The organism is Paenarthrobacter sp. TE4293 (assembly GCF_050435325.1).
In the GTDB taxonomy this organism is placed as follows: domain Bacteria; phylum Actinomycetota; class Actinomycetes; order Actinomycetales; family Micrococcaceae; genus Arthrobacter; species Arthrobacter nitroguajacolicus_C.
Map to the genome: position 1 here is coordinate 1 of NZ_JBNJRY010000011.1, position 19,309 is coordinate 19,309.

Consider the following 19,309-nt stretch of genomic DNA (forward strand, 5'->3'; position numbering starts at 1 on the left):
GACTCGAATAACTTTACACGCGCCCCACCCCCACACCAAATCCACCCCAACACCACCCAAAAACCCCGCAAACACCAGCAAAACAAGCCCCCACAACCACCAAACCACCCCAAAACCCCCACAACAACCACCCGTGAAACCCATCACACCACCAACCACCCCACAACCGAAACACCAACCCCCCAAACCCCACCACCGCCGTCGACCATTCACAGCCCCCACGCAGGGACCCAACGCCACACCAGAAACCACGCCCCTCAAACAACAACGCTCCCCCACCAAAGTGAGAGAGCGTTGAACCCAAACCGGCCAAAGGTGAGAGAGCGTTGAACCCAAACCGGCCAAAGGTGAGAGAGCGTCCCGCCCAAACCGGCCAAAGGTGAGAGAGCATCCCGCCCAAACCGGCCAAAGGTGAGAGAGCGTCGGGAGGGGTGGGGAGGTCAGTGGCCTCCGTGTCCTCCGGCTCCTTCGGTCTTGCGCATCATGGCGCCGAGCACCACGGCAGCGAGTGCAATAACGGTCGCGGCCAGGAATGCCGCCTGCATGCCGGCCACAAGACCGGACGACGCAGAGACGACGGCGTAGATGGACACGAGCAGAGCGGTGCCGGCCGCCCCGGAAACCTGCTGGGCTGTGCTGATGATCGCCGAACCGTGCGAATAGAGGTGCGGCGGCAGCGGATTGAGCCCGGTGGTGAAGGCCGGAGTAAACAGCAGGGCCAGGCCCAGGCTGAGGGTGACATGCAGTGCGATGACCCAGCCGAGCGCGCTGCCTTCGTCCAGGCGTGAGAACTGCCAGAGCGTCAAGACCATGAGCACCGAACCGGAGACAGTCAACGGCAAGGGACCAACTTTGTCGAAGATCCTTCCAATGACGGGACCCAGCAAGCCCATGGCCAAGCCACCGGGCAGCAACGCCAGCCCGGTCTCCAGCGGCTGCAGGTGCAGGGTGTTCTGCAGGTACAGCGGCAGGAGGATCACGCCACCGAACAAGGCCATCATGGCGACAACCATCAGCAGCGTGGACACGGTGAACATGCGGAACTTGAAGGCGCGCAGGTCCAGCAGCGGGGCGTCGGACTTCTGGAGCTTCAGCTGCCGGAAGACGAACAGTGCCAGGCAGATGAGGCCAACCACCAAGGCGATGACTGGGACAATTCCAGCGTCGGCCCCGCCGATCTGGCTCAAGCCATACACCAGGCCACCAAACGCGGGCACGGTCAGGATCACGGAAGCTACGTCCAGGGTGGTCTTTTCGCGCTCTCCCACGTTGGTGAGGTACTTGGCGCCGATCGCGAAGGCGGCCAGGGCAACAGGCAGCACGAACACGAACATGAAGCGCCACGAGAAGTTGTCCAGGATGATGCCGGAGACGGTGGGGCCCATGGCGGGCGCCACCGAGATCGCAATGCTGACGTTACCCATGACGGCGCCGCGTTTAGCCATGGGCACCAGCGTCAGGATGGTGGTCATCAGCAGCGGCAGCATGATGGCGGTACCGCCTGCCTGAACGATCCGGGCCAGCAACAGCACCAGGAATCCCGGCGCCAAAGCGGCCAAGAGCGTTCCGCCACTAAAGAGTCCCATCGCGAGCATGAACGCTCCGCGGGTGCTCATCCGTTGCAGGATGAACCCGGTGGTGGGAATGACGACAGCCATGGTCAGCATGAAGCCGGTGGCCAACCACTGCACCGTGGACGCACTGACCTGGAGGTCGGTCATGAGCCGCTGGAGCGCGACGTTCATGATGGTCTCGTTGAGGATCACCACGAAGGTTGCCACCAGCAGGGTGACAATGACGGTCACGGATTCCCGTGACATCTTTCCGGACACCGGCGCCTGTGACGCCGGCGCCTGTGACGATGCTGCCTCAGCGGAGGCGACAGTAGCGGAAGCGCCGGATTCAGGCTTGCCGTTGGCGTCGGACGTGACGTCGGTAGACATGAGGATTCCCCAAAGGTTTGGATGTGGTGTCCGGCGATCGATGCCGGTGAAGACTAGAACAGTCTAAGCGCCTATCCAATTCCCGTCAGCAGGTAAATTCCAAACGTTAGGAGAACAACGGAGCGTTGTCGATGAGCCGCACGGGCCCCACCTTGGCTGCGATGATCGCCAGTCCTTCCCCACGGAACGGCGTCTCTTTACAGTTCTCCGCGAGCGGTTCCAGCGTGGCGGGGTCCACGACGTCGAAATAATCCAGTTCAACCAGCGGCTGGGATTCGACAAGCGCGACGGCGGAATCCAGGTCGAGCGGTTCATTCGCGTTGGCCCGGGACTCAATAAGGCGCAGAGCCCGTGACAGCACCAGCGCGGCTTCACGTTCTTCATCGGACAGGAACCTGTTGCGGCTCGAAAGCGCCAGGCCGTCCTCGCTGCGGACAATGGGCACTGGAACAATGTCCACCGGGAAGTTCAGGTCCGAGACCATCCTCTTCACCAAGGCCAACTGCTGCGCGTCCTTCTGCCCGAAGTAAGCCCGGTAGGCCGCCGTCGTGCCGTCCGCGGCCGCACCGCCGGGAAGACCATAGTGCAGCAGCTTGGCCACCACGGTAAGGGCCCCATCGAAGTGGCCGGGGCGCGAGGCGCCTTCCCATTTGTCGCCCAGCGGGCCCGATGTTACCCGCACCAGCGGCTGGCCGCCGGGGTACACCTCATCAACTGACGGTGCGAACACGATGTCAACGCCTTCGGCATCCAGCAGCGCCATGTCGGCGTCGAGCGTGCGCGGGTAGCGGTCCAGGTCCGCGGCCTCGCCGAACTGCAGGGGGTTCACGAAGATGGTGGCCACCACGACGTCATTCCCGGCGACGGCGGTCCGCGCCAGTGCGGCGTGGCCCGGGTGCAGGGCCCCCATCGTGGGAACCAACCCTTGTGAACTTCCACGCTTCGATGCCAGAAGACGCGCGCTTTCGGCACGCAGTTCCGCCGCTGTGCTCACGAGTTTGATGGCCATGCTTTTCAGTTTCCTTCCGGCGTCTTGGGTTCGGCACCCAACGCCTCGTCGATCTCGTTCAATTGTTCCGGGCGCAGGAGCCCGCGGTTTTCCGCCCTGCGGGCGGTGGCCCGCGCCATGGCCTGGTAAGCCGCCAAGACATCGCCGCCGGCACCGCCGTCGTACTCTTTCAAGGCCTGGGCATGGGCAGAAACGGTGCCTATGTCCCCACGCGCCACGGGCCCGGTCAACGCCGATTCGCCGGAGGCAAGGGCGTTCTCGAGCGTGGCGCGCAGCAGCGGACCGAGCATGGATTCCGGGCTTTCGACGCCGATCTCCCGCAGCATCTGCGACGCCTGGGCCACCAGGGTGACCAGGTGGTTGGAGCTGTGCGCGAGCGATGCGTGATAGAGGGTCCGATCGGCCTCGGCAATCACCACCGGCTCCGCACCCATCTCCACCACCAAGGCCTGGGCGATCGGCAGCATGGCCGCATCGGCCGTGACACCGAACGTGCAGTCCATGAGCCGGGTCAGGTCCAGGCTCATGCCCGTGAAGGTCATGGCCGGGTGCAGTGCCAGCGGAATCGCCCCCACGGCACGGACAGGGTTCAGGATTCCAACACCGAAGCGGCCCGACGTATGCGCCACGAGTTGGCCGGGCTGCCAGGCCCCGAGCTTCGCAAGCCCCGCCACCAACTCGCCCAGTGCGTCGTCAGGGACGGCCAACAGGACGAGTTCCGAACGCTCCACGATGTCCTGGATTTCCAGGACCGGGACACCTGGCAGCAGGGTTTCGGCTCGCTCCCGGCTCGCCTCGGACACAGCGGAAACCCCGACGACGGCGTGCTCGGCCGCGCGCAAAGCGGCGCCCAACACGGCACCCACCTTGCCGGCACCGATAATTCCGACTCCGAGTCGTCCTGGCCTAGCCATCGTGGCGGTCCTCCTGTTGTGGTGATGTCTGGGTTTGTTCCGATCGGGCTGGTTCGCCGGAGTGGGGCACTTCGCCGGGCCGGGCCGCAGCCGCAACCTCGGGGGCCTGCGGCGCTATCTGCGCCAGCCACTGCTCGCTGGTCTGCCGTTTCCGCGCTTCACGGGCCCGGGCCGCCTGCTGGTCGAAGAGCTCCACCGCCTGCGCGGCGTCAGCTTGGAAAACCCGCGGAGAAACCGGGCCCGCGGTGGTATGCAGGACCAGATCGGCCACCCCGAAGCGGCGCGCCAGAGGGCCCTGGTGAAGTGCCATGGACTGTGTCCGCTGGTGCGGAACAAGGACCAGCGTGTGCCACCACCGGCCGGACCGGATCAACAGCGCAGTACGGGTGGCAAAGAATCCGTTGCGCCGGCGGCCAAGCGGAGCCAGCCATCGTGCCCTTACAGGAGTGGTGATGAAGCCATCCGTCGGAGCGGACCCAGGCCGGGCCGGCGCCAACCCGTCCAGGCCGGCCGTGAAGACCTGTACGGGATCCTCGACTCCCGGATCGGGCAGCACCAGTGACAACATCCTCATGACATCCGGCTTCATGCCCACGGGCAGCAGCATGGTGCGGGAAGCGCCCTCGGTGCCGGCAGACACTCCATAGCCCGCTACGTTGATGTGCATCCGGTACCAACCGAAGAGCCGCCACAGTGGAGGCTGCGTGACCATTACGGCCTGGATGCGTCCCGGCGGTACCGTCTGGGCCTGGGTGTCCAGGAGACCATACCGAAGGCGGATTCCATCAGGTGAGATTGCGGCGGTGAAGTTGTAGCCCTTGGTGAACGAGCTCCAGTAGGCGGCACCAATGCCCAGGATGCCGGGGATCAGCGCCAGGAAAATGGCATTGTTTTCCAGCAGGACGGAAGTGCCCACAACAATGGCGGCACCCACCAGGATTCCCACGGTCTGCTCGCTCAGCAGCAGGGAACCGATGAGCCGCGCCGGAGGCACGGACAGCACCACATGCTCGGGTGCCTCCGGGATTTGCGCTTCCTTCCCGGGTTCGCTGACAAGCCCGGCTGCCCTCCCTAGGATGGTGGCGCGCAGCTGCTTTGCCTGGGCGAGCGGAAGGTATGCGAGCCGCACCGCCGACTCCCCGGCGTCGGCCACTTCAAACTTGAGTTCCGCCAGACCGAAGATCCGCGCCAAAAGGGGTTGCACGATGTCGATGGCCTGGACACGGTCCAAACGTGCCTGCCGCTGCTGCTTGAACAGGAATCCCGTGTTCACGCGAACGTATCCTTCAGCCACCTGATACCGGGTGAAGTACCAGCTGAGGATGAAGCCGGCCACCGTCAGGAGCAGCACCACGGCACCGCCTGCCAGAAGCCACGGCACCCGGCCGCTGAGGTTCGGATCCAGGAAGTCGCGGCCCTGCAGCATGCGTTCGAAGGCGTCACGGCCAAAGAAGAACCCGACGGCGGCAAGCCCCACCCAGCCGCGAACGAAAGGTGACGCGGGGTGGACCCGTTTCCAGTCGCCGTCGATGGCTGCTTCCGGATGATCCGGCAGGCTCACGGCCGCACTGTCCTCCAGGCTCACAGCCCGGCCAGCCTGGCTTCTCCACGGGCCGAAAGCTGTTCGCGCAGCCGTGCGCCTTCCTCGGCGGGAAGTCCTGGCAGGTGGGCGTTGGTACCGGCCGACGCCGTGTGCAGTTTCAGGGTGCAAAGGCCCAGTCCACGTTCAACGGGTCCGACGGCCACATCCACGTACTGCATCCTGCCGTAGGGAACCACCATGGTGCGCTGGAAGAAGATGCCGCGGCGAATGAGGAGGTCGTCGTCGCGTTCGGCATACCCGATGGCACGCACTTGGCGCGGAATCAGCACCAGCCGCCACACCGCCAGCACCAGCATCACGGCGGGAACAGTCATGGCAAGCCACAGCGGCGGCCAACGCCACCAGCCCAGGAGCACGAAAACCAGCGGCAAACTGAGGACCGCCAGCATCAGGACGTTGCCGATGGCCCACTCCACCAAGCGCACAGTGACGTACTTTGGGGACACCCGCAGCCACTGGACACCGGGAGGATCAATCGCCTCGGTATGCATACTCGCCTTCGCCCTTGGTTTCGCCGCGACGGGTTTCCGGACCGGCAGTACCACCCTCAAGGTCCTCAGGCGGGATCCGGCAGAACCGCTCCACCACAAGGCCAACAACCACCATCACGACGCCACCGCCACCCATCAGCAGGGCGTTCCAGAGGATTCCTTCGCCGCTCCGCAGGCCGCCGACGCGGAGGAGATCCACGGAAATTCCAGCATGCCAGCCAAGGAGCAGGGTCCCGGCATAGGCGCAGGCTTGGGCCAGGATCAGCGTCCTGGCCGCCAGGATCGGGTTGAGCATGTTCTTCTTTTTGCCATTGCGCCACCGCAGGACGCGAATGCCCATGATGAGGGTGAGTCCGGCGATCACGCCCATGGTCACCAGCGCGGACACCGGCAGGACGGGCGTTGGCATGCTGAAGCGGTTGGTGGTGGCCGTGGCCAACCAGCCAATGACCGCAGCGATGACGGCGATGAGCACCAGAACTACCGGGCGCATGGCTTTCATCGCTACTCCACCGCCCCCGTCGCCGGCACTCCGGCGACGTCGCCGTAGCCGTCGAACCGCCGGAGGTCCGGCATGTCAGCGGCGACGGCGGCCAGTTCAGCCACGCTCTTGCCGTTCAACCGGGCGTGGGGTTCCAGCAGGGACCACGGGTAGAGCACAAAAGCGCGCTCAGCTGCCCGCGGATGGGGAAGCGTGAGGACGGGATCATCACTGACCAGGTCACCGAACACGACAATGTCCACGTCCAATGTCCTGGGTCCCCAACGAACCTCACGGGTGCGGTGGTGCTGCTGTTCAACGTCATGGCAGTGCTTCAGCAGTTCCAAGGGCGTCAACGTGGTCTCGACTGCCATGACCATGTTCAGGAAGTCCGGTTGCCCTTCCGGACCACCGACTGCCTTGGTCTGCACCACTGGTGAAACTCCCAGGAGGCGCACATCCGGCGGATCCACCAAGGCGGCCACCGCGGTAGACAAGGTGTCGTTGCGCTCCCCCAGGTTGCTGCCAAGGGCCAGGATGGCCTTGGTGTAGCCGGTCATGATGACCGCTCCCGGTGCACGCTGACGGTAACGTCGCCAAAAGGCACCTCAATGGGGGCCTTGGGTTTGTGGACAGTGACGTCGACGGCGGCCACGCTGTAGTTGGCGAGGATGCCGTCGGCAATCCTGACAGCGAGGCCCTCGATCAGGTTCAAGGGCTCACCCTCGATGTGCTGGGTGATCAGTTCGGCGACTTCGCCGTAGTGTGCCGTGTACTGAAGATCATCCGTCTCGGCAGCCTTGGTGAAATCCGTGTACAGCACGGCGTCCACCACGAACGGCTGGCCGTCACGGCGCTCGAAATCGAACACTCCGTGATAACCGACGGCGGTGACGCCGGTCAGCGTGATCCTGTCCACAGCGTTGTCCAATCAGCGGGCGATACGGGCGGCGACCTTGACGGCGTCAAGACTGGGACCGACGTCGTGGACGCGGACAGCCCAGGCGCCCTTGGCGGCGCTCAAAGCGGTGATGGCGGCCGTGGCTGCGTCGCGTTCCAGCGGCGCAGCCGACTTGCCGGCCACGGTGAGCAACGAACCGAGGAACCGCTTGCGGGAAGCAGCCACCATGACCTTGTGGCCCAACGCGAAGAGCTGATCCAGGTTCTTCAGGATCTCCCAGTTCTGGTCCTCGTTCTTGGAGAAACCGATGCCGGGATCAACGATGATCTGCTCCGGGGCAACGCCGGCGGCGAACAGCTTGTCGCGAACGCCGCTCAGTTCAGCCACCACATCCTCGGTGACGTTGTTGTAATCCGTCAGGCTGTCCATGGTCAGGGCGTCGCCACGGCGGTGCGTGAGGATGTACGGAACCTTGGTCCGGGCCACGAGCTCGGGCATGCCGGGCTCGATGGTCAGGCCGGAGACATCGTTGATGATGGCAGCCCCTGCCTCCACGGCTGCGGCGGCCGTGGACGTGTGCATCGTATCGATGCTGACCAGCGCACCGGCCTTGACCAAGGCCTGGATCACCGGGATAACGCGGCGCTGTTCTTCCTCGGGGGAAACGGGTTCGGCGCCTGAGCGCGTGGATTCGCCTCCGACGTCGATGATGTCCGCGCCGGCATAGAACATGCGCAAGCCAAGCGCGATGGCCGTATCCGGCGTGCGGTGGGTGCCGCCGTCGCTGAAGGAATCCGGGGTGACATTGAGGATTCCCATGACGAGCGTGCGGTCCGTTGGCAGGTCCTCGAACCTGGCCGCCGGACGCGGTTTGCGGAGAACCGGCAGCGGGCTGGTGGCCGGGCCGGTTCCGGGTGCTGCAGCAAGGGAGTCCATTGTCATTACCTTCCGAGTATGAGGCTCATGGCCTCGGCGCGGGTGGCCGGGTCATGGAGTTGACCGCGCACCGCACTGGTGACGGTCTTTGCGCCGGGCTTGCGGATGCCGCGCATGGACATGCACATGTGTTCACATTCGACGACGACAATCGCCCCGCGGGGGTTGAGGTGCTTCACGAGCGCCTCAACGATCTGCGTGGTGAGGCGCTCTTGCACCTGGGGACGGCGCGCATAAATGTCGACCAACCGCGCCAGCTTGCTCAGGCCGGTCACTTTGCCGTCATGTGACGGGATGTAACCGACATGTGCCACTCCGTGGAACGGCACAAGGTGGTGCTCGCACGTCGAGTAGAAGGGGATGTCCTTCACCAGGACAAGCTCCTCATGATCGAGGTCGAACGTGGTGGAAAGGACATCCGCCGGGTGCTGGTGGAGTCCCGCGAAAACCTCGGCGTACGCCTTGGCCACGCGCTTGGGCGTGTCCAGGAGGCCGCCACGGTCAGGGTCTTCACCGATGGCCAGGAGGATCTCGCGGACAGCCGCTTCAATGCGCGGGCGATCTACTTTATGGCCATGCTTGGGGCCCGCGGCAGAACCGTGGGCGGCGGCGAGGTCGTCGTCGTCGTCGAAATGAGTCACGGCAGATAGCTTAGCCGTGATGCGGGGAGTCGTTGCCGCCGTCAGGTCGCGGTGCCTGGAAGGAGTCCTGGCTGCTGACCCCCTGGGCGTGCGGGGCGACGACGTCCAGCGGCTCGTCCAGGCGTGCCTTCTTGGCCTCTTCCTGGGCTTCGCGTTCAGCCTTTTCGGCGCGGCTTTCCACCGGCGGGATGGACTGGACCGGGCGGGACTCCTTGGACAGCCAGATCTCGCGGAAATCGCGCTTCCGGATGTCGTGGAAGATCTCGGCGATTTCTTGCTGGTTCAGGGTCTCGCGCTCCAGGAGTTCCAGTGCCAGGCGATCCAGGACGTCGCGGTTTTCCGTGAGGATGGCGTAGGCCTCGTCGTGCGCCTGGTCAATGAGGCGACGGACTTCTTCATCCACCACGTAGGCGATCTGGTCGGAGAAGTTGCGCTCCTGTGCGGCGTCGCGGCCGAGGAACGGCTCGCCGCCACCCTGGCCCAGCTTCACAGCGCCAACGCGTTCGCTCATGCCGTACTGCGTGACCATCTTGCGGGCCGTGGAGGTGGCCTTCTCGATGTCGTTGGAGGCACCGGTGGAGGGGTCGTGGAACACGATCTCCTCGGCCACACGGCCGCCCATGGCGTAAGCCATCTGGTCCAACAGTTCGTTGCGGGTGACCGAGTACTTGTCGTCCTCGGGAATCACCATGGTGTAGCCGAGTGCGCGGCCACGCGGAAGGATGGTGATCTTGGTGACCGGGGCCGAGTTGCGCAGTGCTGCGGCAACCAGGGCGTGCCCACCCTCGTGGTAGGCCGTGATCTTGCGTTCGAGTTCCTTCATGACACGGCTGCGCTTCTGCGGGCCGGCCATGACGCGGTCGATTGCCTCGTCCAGCGCACGGTCGTCGATCAGGTTGGCGTTGGAACGGGCAGTCAGCAGTGCGGCCTCGTTCAGGACGTTGGCCAGGTCGGCACCGGTGTAACCCGGGGTCTTCTTGGCGACGGCTTTCAGGTCGATGCCCTGCGCCATGGGCTTGCCCTTGGCGTGGACGTTCAGGATCTGTTCGCGGCCGATCATGTCCGGGGCTTCGACGGTGATCTGGCGGTCGAAACGGCCCGGGCGCAGGAGCGCGGGGTCCAGGACGTCCGGGCGGTTGGTGGCGGCGATGAGGATGACGTTGGTCTTGACGTCGAAGCCGTCCATCTCCACGAGGAGCTGGTTCAGCGTCTGCTCGCGTTCGTCATTGCCGCCGCCGATGCCGGCGCCACGGTGACGACCGACGGCGTCGATCTCATCCACGAAAATGATGGCCGGGGAGCTGGCCTTGGCCTGCTCGAAGAGGTCGCGGACACGGGACGCGCCAACACCAACGAACATTTCCACGAAGTCCGAGCCGGAAATGGAGAAGAAGGGAACGCCGGCTTCACCAGCGACAGCGCGCGCCAGCAGCGTCTTACCTGTACCTGGAGGGCCGTACAGCAGCACGCCCTTGGGGATCTTGGCACCGACTGCCTGGAACTTTGCAGGCTCCTGGAGGAACTCCTTGATTTCCTGGAGCTCTTCCACGGCTTCGTCAGCACCGGCGACGTCGGAGAAGGTCACCTGTGGCATGTCCTTGTTGACCAGCTTGGCCTTGGACTTGCCGAACTGCATCACCTTGGAGCCGCCACCCTGCATGCGGGACAGCAGGAACCAGAACAGGACACCGAGCAGCAGCACGGGAATGAGCAGCGAGAACAGGCCGGAGAACCAGTTGTTCTCGATCGGCTGGTCCGTGAAGCCCTTATCCGGGTTGGCGTTGGTGACAGCCTTCACCACGTCCGGACCGCGATCCGTGACGTAGAAGAACTGGACGTTCTTGCCCTTGTCCTGGCCATCCAGGTTCAGGTTGTCCTTGAGCACCAGGTCGACGCGGTTCTCGGCGTCGAAAATCTTGGCCTGCTCAACCTTCCCGCTTTGGGAAAGGAGTTCGAGGCCTTCCTTGGTGTCAATGCGCGTGGAACCGCCCGGAGCCAGTGTCGCGAATGCCACCAGGAGCAAGCCAACGACGACAACAATCCAGATGCCCGGGCCCTTGAAGAAACTCTTAGCTTTCATCTGATCGGGGTTTTGCCCCGTCCCTCCTGGTAGTGCTGCAAGGCGCAACTTCTGCGCGCGAGTGGTGCTGCTTCAGTTTCAAGCTATACACCGTTCCCAGTAATTCACGCACCGGAAAGTCCAAAAGTTCCCTCTGGGCGTACACAGGATACTCGCGTCGGGACCGCTGGAACAGGGTTTGTTGCTCTTGGTTGCCGGCCCGGCGCCCGCCCCCTCCCTATGGACGGGTTCCCCGTCAGCTCATGCGGCGACTGGAAGCACCAGCAAGTAGCCCGTGGGCAGGTCAGTGCTCCAACGACGCGGCTCCCGAACTACGAACTGCGTGGCCAATTGCTCTGGCGTGAGCAGGCTGTTAGGTGCTGGGGATGGACCCCATTGTCCGCTGCCGTAAGGGTAGAGCGGATCAAGAACGTGGATTCCGGTGACTTGGAATTCAGGGAACAGCGCAGGGTCCCCCACTGATTCAAAGCCACTCATGACCCAGGCATGGCGCCCACTCCACATGACCAACCCCACCGGCCGCCCGGTCTCGGCGATGGCCTGCGCCGCCGTCTGCAGGGTGTCCTCGTAGCCGGCGATGCTGACCACCGAATAGGGGCCCATCCCGACCTCGGTCAGTACCTGCGCCCACCCCCGGGGGTTGGCGCCATTGAAGGAATTCGATGAACGTGCCCGGGCCATCTCCCACAGCTCGCTTTGCTGTGCGGGTGCTGCCCATGAAGCGCCGCCCGTATCGTCAACGAGGTTGTGCGCCATCTGGATGCTCGCGGCTACGCACCAATCAAACGTGTACTGCGGCACGAAGTCGCCCTCCTGGTAGAGGTTCAGCGCGAAAGCCTGGGGCACCGGCGGTGGCGGTGCAGGAACGGGCGGCGGTGCAGGCGCAGGAGGCCGCGTGGGGACGGTGGCGGGCGCAGGAGTTGCGACGTCGCCGGCAATTGCCGGGGCCGACGCGGCCGCACTGGACTGGGCGGCAGCTGTCCCGTTGACATCTACCGCAGGAGTGCAGGCCGTGAGAAACGTCGACAGGACGACGAGCCATGCCAGGAGACGGGCAGGGGCACCGGTCATGGTTCAGTCTAGCTCCGGGGGCTCCAGCAGGGCACCCCTTGAATGCGCCGTCGAGAGGATAAAGCCGTTAACCGCGAACGCCGCACCCGTCCTGCCCAACGCACCCAGAGGTGACAGGTACGTTGGCGGAACGTGGTGCGGCGAAAGGCGACGAGGGCTTTACTCGTAAACGTGCGGAGCCAGGGTGCCGACGAAGTCCAGGTTGCGGTACTTCTCGGCGTAGTCGAGGCCGTAACCGACGACAAATTCGTTGGGGATGTCGTAGCCGACGTACTTGACGTCGATTTCCACCTTGGCGGCGGTCGGCTTGCGGAAGGCTGTGCAGATTTCGACGCTCGCCGTGCCGCGGGACTCGAGGTTGGACTTGAGCCAGGAAAGGGTCAGGCCGGAATCGATGATGTCCTCAACGATCAGGACATCCTTGCCCATGAGGTCGGTATCGAGGTCCTTGAGAATCCGGACTACGCCTGAGGACTGGGTACCGGAGCCGTAAGACGAGACAGCCATCCAGTCCATGCTGACGTGGCTGTGCAGTGCACGGGCCAGGTCGGCCATGACCATGACGGCACCCTTGAGGACACCGACGATCAAAATGTCGCGGCCTTCGTAGTCCTTGTCGATCTGCGCCGCGAGTTCCGCGATACGTGTTTGGATCTGCTCTTTGGTGTAAAGAACGTGCTTGAGATCTGCCTGGACGTCGTTTGAATCCACCAATGGCTCCTGTTTTGATGCTCGGGTGCGGCTACTGTTGGGACGGTTTCTGATGCCGGAATACTAGCTTCCCACAGCGCGCGGCTTCGCGGGGACCGGCGCCGGGCGAATCACCGGTCGCATCGGGACCTGAAGCAACCGCGGAAGCGGACCGCTCCTGCTCCAGATCACTGAGCGACAATCGGTAGACACTGACGTGGCCGGGAAGCTCCACGGGCCCCGCTGACCCCTGGCGCCGAAGCAGCGCTTCCGCAGCTTGGAGGCGCCCGTAGCCGGGTTGTTGACCCCCGACGTCGGCAGCGGCCTTCGCGATGACACGAAACCTGAGCGCTGCGGGCAGCTCACGAACGGCATCCTCGGGAAGCCACGCATCACCGCCATCCCGATGGACAAGTGAGAGATAGGTCTCGTTGGCCAGATCTTCCAGGAAGTCAGCGTCCTGCTGCAAAATTGCAGCGGTCCGAGCCAGCGATTCAGCGACGCCCGGGCCGAGCTTTTCTTCCAGGACGGGCATCACGTCCACTCGGGTCCGGGACCTCGCAAAGGCAGGGTCCGCGTTGCTGGGATCGTGCCAGGGCGAGAGTTCCTCGACGTCGCAGATTTCGAGGGTCTCCGCGCGGCGAAGACCCAGGAACGGCCGGAGCAGCCGCCCGCGGGCTGGCCTCATTCCAGCCAAAGAACGCGTCCCGGAGCCCCGGGCCAAGCCCAACAGAACCTGCTCGGCCTGGTCGTCCAAGGTGTGCCCGAGCAGGATTGCTTCACAGTCAAAGTCATCGGCAGCGGCTTCCAAGGCAGCATGACGGGCGTCCCTGGCCGCAGCCTCGGGCCCGAACCCTGTAGCGGCAACGTCCACGGTGCGCACTTCCACCGGAGATAATCCCAGGTCCCTCAAAACGGCGGCGGTCCGGGAGGCGACGTCCGCAGAACCGGGCTGCAACTGATGGTCCACGACGACGCCGGCCACGGACACCGGGTGACCATCCACGTGGCCACGCCGGCCGAAGTAGGCGGTAATGGCTGCGAGCGCCAGGGAGTCAGGTCCCCCACTGCAGGCCACGAGCACACGCTTGGGGTAACCCGCAGAGGCCAGGGCGTTCTGCACCTGCTTCCGCGCCTTGCCAACGACGGGCGCCAGACGCCCGGGGCGCCGTCGACCCTTACCCGCGGAACCGACGGTGGAACCGGAGGGAACGCTCAAAGCCCCATCCGCTCAAGCCACAGCCTGGAGTTGTGGATCTCTTCTTCGGTGGGGAGGTGTTCGGCGGAATCCCACACCCGGTTGAAGCCTTCCATACCGGCCACGGCCACTACTTCGCGGACGAACTTGGCGCCGTCGGTGTATTGGCGCATTTTCGCGTCCAGGCCAAGGATGTTGCGGATGAACTTCTCCACCACTCCGCGATCCTTGCCGCGCTCGTTGAAACGCTGCCGGATGGTCTTCACTGAGGGAACGATGCTCGAGTCCACGGCATCCATCACCACATTGGCGTGACCCTCCAGAAGGCTCATGACGGCCGTGATGTGGGACAGGGACGCCTTTTCCTCAGGGTTCTGCAGGAGGTCCAGGATGGCGCCGCGGCCCGGGGCTTTCTCGGAGGGAGTACGGTCGCGCAGGGACTTGGCAGCTGCGCCGGCCCGTTCAACCAGGGAATCCATGTTGCCCAGGAGGTTGCCGCTGAGCTTCTCGATTTCGTCGAGCATGTGGTGTCGGAGCCATGGCGCGGCGGCGAACTGCACGCGGTGCGTTTGCTCGTGCAGGCAGACCCAGAGACGGAAGTCGTCCGGGTGGACGTTGAGTTCGCGTTCAACGGAAATGATGTTCGGCGCCACGAGCAGGAGCCGTCCGCCCGGAGGCACGTTGGCATCGGGTGCCAAGGCTGCAAAGGGGTCGTACTGGCCGAGGACCTTGCTGGAAAGGAACGCCAGCACGGCACCAAGCTGGGTACCGGTCACGGCGCCACTGGCTGCGGCTGCGGCGGGCGTCATGGCCACTCCGCTGCGGCTCTCCAGCATCTTCTTCAACGCCGGCTGGAGCATCACCGAGAAACTCTGCGTATTGGCCTTGGACCACGAGGCGCGGTCCACCACCAAAACGTGCGAATCACGGAGATCGCGGGCAGCCTCGAGTCCGGTGATGTCGTGAACATGCGGGACGGAGATATCCGCGTTGAAACGCAGGTTTTCCACCGCCTTGCCAATCTCCCCGGCGCTGAGCTCCGGACCGGGAGGGGCAAGCCGGGCAGCCGTAGAGGCGGCCAGGTCCCAATTGATCAGGGACGGGGCCCCTGCTGACGAATCGCGGGCAGATGACACCATACGGACCATCACACCACACGAGACTGACAGTGGGCTCTTAAGTTCGCTCCACGCGGAGCATTCAGCCCCGGCACCCGCACGAGGCCAAGACCGACGCCGAACGGTCCATGGCCACCTTGTTCGCAGTGGCGCCGGGGTCAAGGTCGTTGCCGATGAAGGAGAACACCAGCAACCGTCCGTCGGCGTCCACCACGTAGCCACTCAAGGCGATCACCGTATTAAGCGTCCCGGTTTTAGCCCTGACCAGCCCCGCGCCCTCGGCGGTGCCCGCGTCCCCATACCTGTCATCCAGGGTGCCGGTCAGGCCGGCCACCGGGAAGCCGTCCAGCGCGCTCCGCAGGGCGGGGTCCGGTCCGCTGGTGATTGCCCGGACCACTTCGGCAAATTGCCGGGCACTGACTTGGTTGTCCAAAGCCAGCCCGGAAACGTCGGCCAACAGTATCGAATCCGTGGTGATCCCCAGCTCTCCCAGCCTTTGCCGCACGGCCGCAGTGGCGCCGTCGTACGTGGCTTTTTGACCGCTCGCCAGGGCGGTCATCCGGCCCAGCGCTTCGGCGAGGAAGTTGTCCGAGGACTCCAGCATGAGGTCCACTTGTTCGCTGACGGTGGCGGACTCGGCGGTGGCCAGCACTTTGGCGGGGACGCCCTTGCCACGTTCGACGCCGGGACTCACCGCGACGCCGGCAGCCGCCAGCTGCCCAGCGAAAGCCTGTGCGGTGGTGACGGCGGATTCCTGGGGCCTGGGCCCGGTAAGAACGTCAGGGTTGTAGCGACCGGAGTTCATCGCCAGGGAGAACAAGGGCGCTGTTTCCCCGGCGGCGACGTCGTCCAGGCTCCACGCGGGATTAAGGGGCGCGCCGCTGAAGAGTGAGTCATCAACGCGCACCGTGATGGGCCCCTTCACCCCGGCCGCAGCCAAGGACGCCGCGGTGTCGGCAGCCAACGAGGCCAGCCCCGCCCGGCCCATGACGGCGGCGGGATCGGACGCGGAAGCGCCCAGCAGCACGTCCCCTCCCCCGGTCAGCACCACTGCGGAGGGATCGTCGCCTGCGAGCACCCGTGTAGTGAAGCGGGACTCCGGACCAAGTGCTTTCAACGCGGCGACGGCGGTCAGCAGCTTCATGTTCGACGCCGGGATCCGGTTTGCAGCGGCCTCGCGGTCAAAGAGGATTTTGCCGGTGGAGGCGTCCATCACCACGCCGCTGATGCTCCCGCCGCCGGCCGGTTTCAGCGTGGAATCGAGCAGCCGGGAAACCTCCGCAGGGAGAGGGATCGGGGCGTTGGCGTCCAAGGGAAGCACGCCGCCGGCATCGGCCAAACGGTCAGGTTCCTGCTGCCAGGCGGGAACTGAAGGCGAAGGCTTGGGGACCGTCAGCAGGCCGGGCACCATTCCGACCACTACAACGGCCGCGAGGCACACCAGGACACCGGCCAACAGGGCCGGCCACTTCAAGCGCCGCCATGCCGCCGATACCCTGCGGGCGCCCCCGTTTTTAACGCCCATCATGGAAGTTGCTTGGTCCTGTCAGTCCTGAAATGTCCCCGCCGGTTCAAGAAACCCGGGTCTCTCGCTATATCCTCAATAGTAGTCGGCGGCACCGGCTGTACTTTTGCCTGCCGCCAGCCCCGGGCTGAGCAGCCTGCCTGAGGCACCGTCACCCGTGACGGCCGCTTCGGCGGAGCGACGCCCCACCCACACCCGTCAAGGAGCATTCCATGAAGCACGACGTGACCATCGAGATCCCCAAGGGATCGCGCGTCAAGTACGAAGTTGACCACGAAACCGGCCGTGTCCGCCTGGACCGCGTCCTGTTCACCTCCATGCAGTACCCCACGCACTACGGCTTCTTCGAGAACACCCTGGGCGAAGACGGCGACCCGCTGGACGCACTGGTGCTCCTGCAGGACTTCGATCTCCACCCGGGCGTCATCGTTGAATCCCGCCCCATCGGCGTCTTCAACATGACCGACGACGGCGGCGGAGACGCCAAGGTCCTGTGCGTCCCCGTTGACGCACGCTTCGACCACATCCAGGAAGTCAGCGACGTCAGCGAATTCCTGATCAAGGAAATCGAGCACTTCTTCACGCGCTACAAGGACCTGGAGCCCGGCAAGTGGGTCAAGGCCGAGGGCTGGGGCGACCGCGCCGCTGCCGAAGCCGAGCTGGAAGCTTCCATCAAGCGCTACGTTCCGGCAGCACACTAAGGCTTTGCCTTGCGCGTCACGTGCGGTGCACTGACGCCCGACGGCGGCCGGCGCGGTTCCCTGCGAACCGCACCGGCCGCCGTCGTGCTTTAAATTCTCCTTGCCCATGGTGCGCACATGGGCATGTCTCCCCATCGCGGCTTTGGGAAGGTCCGCTTAGGCTGGGACGAGACTTTTCGATGCCTTACACAGGGGGTTCATATGGCTGGGTTCTACGGCGCGGACATCGCGCAGCTTCGCAGTCTGGCTGGCGTGATGGGCAAAGCCGCCGACGCCATCAACCTGGAGAGCGCGCAGTTGTCCAATGCCATCAATTCCACAACAGCGTGGCAGGGCAGGGACGCTACCGTCTTCAAGGGCGACTGGAACTCCCAGCACCGGCAGAGCCTGGTCAAGGCCGCCACGATGCTGCGCGAGAACGCGAGCCAGCTGAAGAAGCACGCCAACCAGCAGGAATTCGCCAGCCACAATGATGGCTCAGGCTCTTCTGTCGGCGTCCTCAAGGATGTCTATGACACGGCAATGGGCGTCAAGGGATTGGCCGCTCCGCTGTGGACGGCTTACAAATACCTCAAGCTCGGCAACGCGGAGTGGGTGAAGACCCGCGAGGTCCTCACCAACTGGCGGGCCGGCGGGACTGTTGTCCGGGACGCCATGACCGCGCTGCGGAACGGTGAGAAAGTCACGGACGTCCTCACCGACCTCAAGGCCAACATCCCCTACAGCCAGGCGTTCCAGGACGCCAGCAAGTTCTCCAAGGGCCTCCGCGTGGCCGGCGCGTTGGCGGCACCGCTCAACATTGTGGGCGGCATCAGCGACATGATCAGCCCCGAACACGACGGCTGGCGCGGCACTGGCGACCGTGTCGCCGGCGGCTTGTCCGTGGTTGGCGGCGTTGGCAGCATCATGCTCATGACGGCCGGCGGCGCAGCCCTGCTGGGGCCGATCGGCGCTCCCATCGTGATCGGCGCAGGCATCGTGGCAGGCGCCTGGGCGCTGGGCAACCTCGTGGCCGACAACTGGGACTCCATCAGCAACTTCGCCCGCAACCCCGGCAGCTACATCGCTGACGGTGCCAAGGAAGTGGCAGGATTCGCCAAGGACGTAGGCAGTAAGGTGGCAGACGGGGTCAGTGACGCCGCCAAGTCAGTCGGAAACTTTGTCGGAGGGATATTCGGATGACCACCAGCACCATGAAATGGACCCAGCGGGACGTTGAGGCCGCAGCCAAGGTCCTGGCAAAGGCCAGCGCAGTCGGGGCTCCTTTGCCCACGCTGACCGATGAAGAAGTTGTGGCCCTGGACGGCGTTCAGCACGAACAGCTCGTGGCCCTGCCGTGGCTTTCGACGCAGCCGGACAACAAAGAACTCCTGTGCGCTGTTGCCTTGCGGGGGCTGCTCGCCAAGGAAATCGTGTACCCGGTGGTTTTCGAGGGCGAGACCGAGCCGTCCCGCCTGCACGCCACCGAGGAAATCACGGGCGCCTTGACGTTGCGCCGCAGTGGCAGCAGCGTTGTCTCCGTGGAGCGAACGGTCTCCACCGGCAAGCGCTGGCTTTACGGCTACCTTCACGATGACGGCGTCCTGCTGGAAGAAGTGGACGAAAGCGGCCTGCACGGCTTCACCGTGGTCACCCGCGATCAGCTGGTTCCGCGGCTGAGCGAGTTCGTGGACCCGAAACAGGCCGCCGCCCGCGACACGGAACCGGCCCTTTATACCGAAGCGCAGTTCGAGGCCCACGCGGCTACTGCCCTGGCCGACACGGAAGCCGCGAGCAACGTGGTGGCCTTCAATTCCAACACCAACGAGTTCCCCACGGTCACCGTGTACACCGGCCCCTCAGGCGTTCACGTGCTGACCCCGCGGGTCGAAGGTTCCACGGACACCATCCCATCGGAGCAGAGCGGTTCCGTATCGTTCGAGCTGCAGGAAACGTCCGCACCATCGTTGGCCCGCGTCCTTGGCGGCCTGGCCGGGCTGGCCTGATCGTCCGCACCCAAGCCGCACA

General features: G+C 64.8%; 19 protein-coding genes. 3 read left to right on the plus strand and 16 right to left on the minus strand.

From position 1 onward, the window contains the following. Window positions 1-440: 440 nt before the first annotated feature. The 16 genes from QF015_RS19230 to dacB all read right to left on the minus strand — a co-directional run bounded on the left by QF015_RS19230 (window position 441) and on the right by dacB (window position 16,601). The gene (locus tag QF015_RS19230) at window positions 441-1,943 is read right to left on the minus strand and encodes a DHA2 family efflux MFS transporter permease subunit (protein ID WP_429390460.1); all 1,503 of its coding nucleotides are present in this window, start codon (window positions 1,941-1,943) and stop codon (window positions 441-443) included. 106 nt (window positions 1,944-2,049) lie between these two features. Next, window positions 2,050-2,952, minus strand: coding sequence for a pantoate--beta-alanine ligase (gene panC, locus QF015_RS19235; protein WP_310208553.1), 903 nt, complete (start codon window positions 2,950-2,952; stop codon window positions 2,050-2,052). 5 nt (window positions 2,953-2,957) lie between these two features. Further along, window positions 2,958-3,866: a Rossmann-like and DUF2520 domain-containing protein gene (locus QF015_RS19240; protein WP_310208551.1), complete on the minus strand. Its 909-nt coding sequence runs from the start codon at window positions 3,864-3,866 to the stop codon at window positions 2,958-2,960. Then, on the minus strand, window positions 3,859-5,451 hold the full coding sequence (locus tag QF015_RS19245; RefSeq protein WP_429390461.1) for a PH domain-containing protein: 1,593 nt from the start codon (window positions 5,449-5,451) through the stop codon (window positions 3,859-3,861). Before QF015_RS19245 ends, QF015_RS19240 begins: the two co-directional genes overlap by 8 nt. Continuing rightward, window positions 5,448-5,960, minus strand: coding sequence for a PH domain-containing protein (locus QF015_RS19250; protein ID WP_310208544.1), 513 nt, complete (start codon window positions 5,958-5,960; stop codon window positions 5,448-5,450). The genes QF015_RS19245 and QF015_RS19250 overlap by 4 nt, the downstream gene beginning before the upstream one ends. After that, on the minus strand, window positions 5,941-6,462 hold the full coding sequence (locus QF015_RS19255; RefSeq protein WP_310208540.1) for a DUF3180 domain-containing protein: 522 nt from the start codon (window positions 6,460-6,462) through the stop codon (window positions 5,941-5,943). Before QF015_RS19255 ends, QF015_RS19250 begins: the two co-directional genes overlap by 20 nt. Before the next feature lie 2 nt (window positions 6,463-6,464). Then, entirely contained in the window at window positions 6,465-7,004 is a 540-nt protein-coding gene (folK, locus tag QF015_RS19260; protein WP_310208615.1) for a 2-amino-4-hydroxy-6-hydroxymethyldihydropteridine diphosphokinase, read from the minus strand. Then, the gene (gene folB / locus QF015_RS19265) at window positions 6,998-7,360 is read right to left on the minus strand and encodes a dihydroneopterin aldolase (RefSeq protein WP_310208537.1); all 363 of its coding nucleotides are present in this window, start codon (window positions 7,358-7,360) and stop codon (window positions 6,998-7,000) included. The genes folK and folB overlap by 7 nt, the downstream gene beginning before the upstream one ends. Window positions 7,361-7,372: 12 nt before the next feature. Further along, window positions 7,373-8,278 carry a dihydropteroate synthase gene (gene folP, locus QF015_RS19270; protein WP_429390462.1) on the minus strand — a complete coding sequence of 302 codons (906 nt, stop codon included), beginning with the start codon at window positions 8,276-8,278 and terminating at the stop codon, window positions 7,373-7,375. A gap of 5 nt (window positions 8,279-8,283) precedes the next feature. Next, on the minus strand, window positions 8,284-8,919 hold the full coding sequence (gene folE / locus QF015_RS19275; RefSeq protein WP_310208530.1) for a GTP cyclohydrolase I FolE: 636 nt from the start codon (window positions 8,917-8,919) through the stop codon (window positions 8,284-8,286). A 10-nt stretch (window positions 8,920-8,929) separates the two neighbouring features. Further along, on the minus strand, window positions 8,930-10,999 hold the full coding sequence (gene ftsH / locus QF015_RS19280) for an ATP-dependent zinc metalloprotease FtsH (protein WP_310208526.1): 2,070 nt from the start codon (window positions 10,997-10,999) through the stop codon (window positions 8,930-8,932). Between the two features lie 240 nt (window positions 11,000-11,239). After that, the gene (locus QF015_RS19285; RefSeq protein WP_429390463.1) at window positions 11,240-12,070 is read right to left on the minus strand and encodes a hypothetical protein; all 831 of its coding nucleotides are present in this window, start codon (window positions 12,068-12,070) and stop codon (window positions 11,240-11,242) included. Window positions 12,071-12,229: 159 nt separating this feature from the next. Then, window positions 12,230-12,781 (minus strand): hypoxanthine phosphoribosyltransferase, encoded by a 552-nt coding sequence (hpt, locus tag QF015_RS19290; protein WP_011772910.1) that lies wholly within the window; start codon window positions 12,779-12,781, stop codon window positions 12,230-12,232. A 31-nt stretch (window positions 12,782-12,812) separates the two neighbouring features. After that, complete coding sequence (gene tilS / locus QF015_RS19295) at window positions 12,813-13,883, minus strand: tRNA lysidine(34) synthetase TilS (RefSeq protein WP_429390530.1); 1,071 nt, start codon at window positions 13,881-13,883, stop codon at window positions 12,813-12,815. Between the two features lie 92 nt (window positions 13,884-13,975). Further along, entirely contained in the window at window positions 13,976-15,097 is a 1,122-nt protein-coding gene (locus QF015_RS19300) for a zinc-dependent metalloprotease (protein WP_310208519.1), read from the minus strand. 61 nt (window positions 15,098-15,158) lie between these two features. Then, a complete protein-coding gene (gene dacB / locus QF015_RS19305) occupies window positions 15,159-16,601 on the minus strand; it encodes a D-alanyl-D-alanine carboxypeptidase/D-alanyl-D-alanine endopeptidase (RefSeq protein ID WP_429390531.1) in 1,443 nt (480 codons plus the stop codon). A gap of 212 nt (window positions 16,602-16,813) precedes the next feature. Between dacB and QF015_RS19310 the strand changes: the two genes are divergently transcribed. The 3 genes from QF015_RS19310 (at window position 16,814) to QF015_RS19320 (ending at window position 19,287) form a co-directional block, all read left to right on the plus strand. Beyond that, window positions 16,814-17,302, plus strand: coding sequence for an inorganic diphosphatase (locus QF015_RS19310; protein ID WP_024818962.1), 489 nt, complete (start codon window positions 16,814-16,816; stop codon window positions 17,300-17,302). A gap of 201 nt (window positions 17,303-17,503) precedes the next feature. Beyond that, window positions 17,504-18,484 (plus strand): hypothetical protein, encoded by a 981-nt coding sequence (locus tag QF015_RS19315; protein WP_310208516.1) that lies wholly within the window; start codon window positions 17,504-17,506, stop codon window positions 18,482-18,484. Continuing rightward, on the plus strand, window positions 18,481-19,287 hold the full coding sequence (locus QF015_RS19320) for a hypothetical protein (protein WP_310208511.1): 807 nt from the start codon (window positions 18,481-18,483) through the stop codon (window positions 19,285-19,287). Before QF015_RS19315 ends, QF015_RS19320 begins: the two co-directional genes overlap by 4 nt. The last annotated feature ends 22 nt before the right edge of the window (window positions 19,288-19,309 follow it).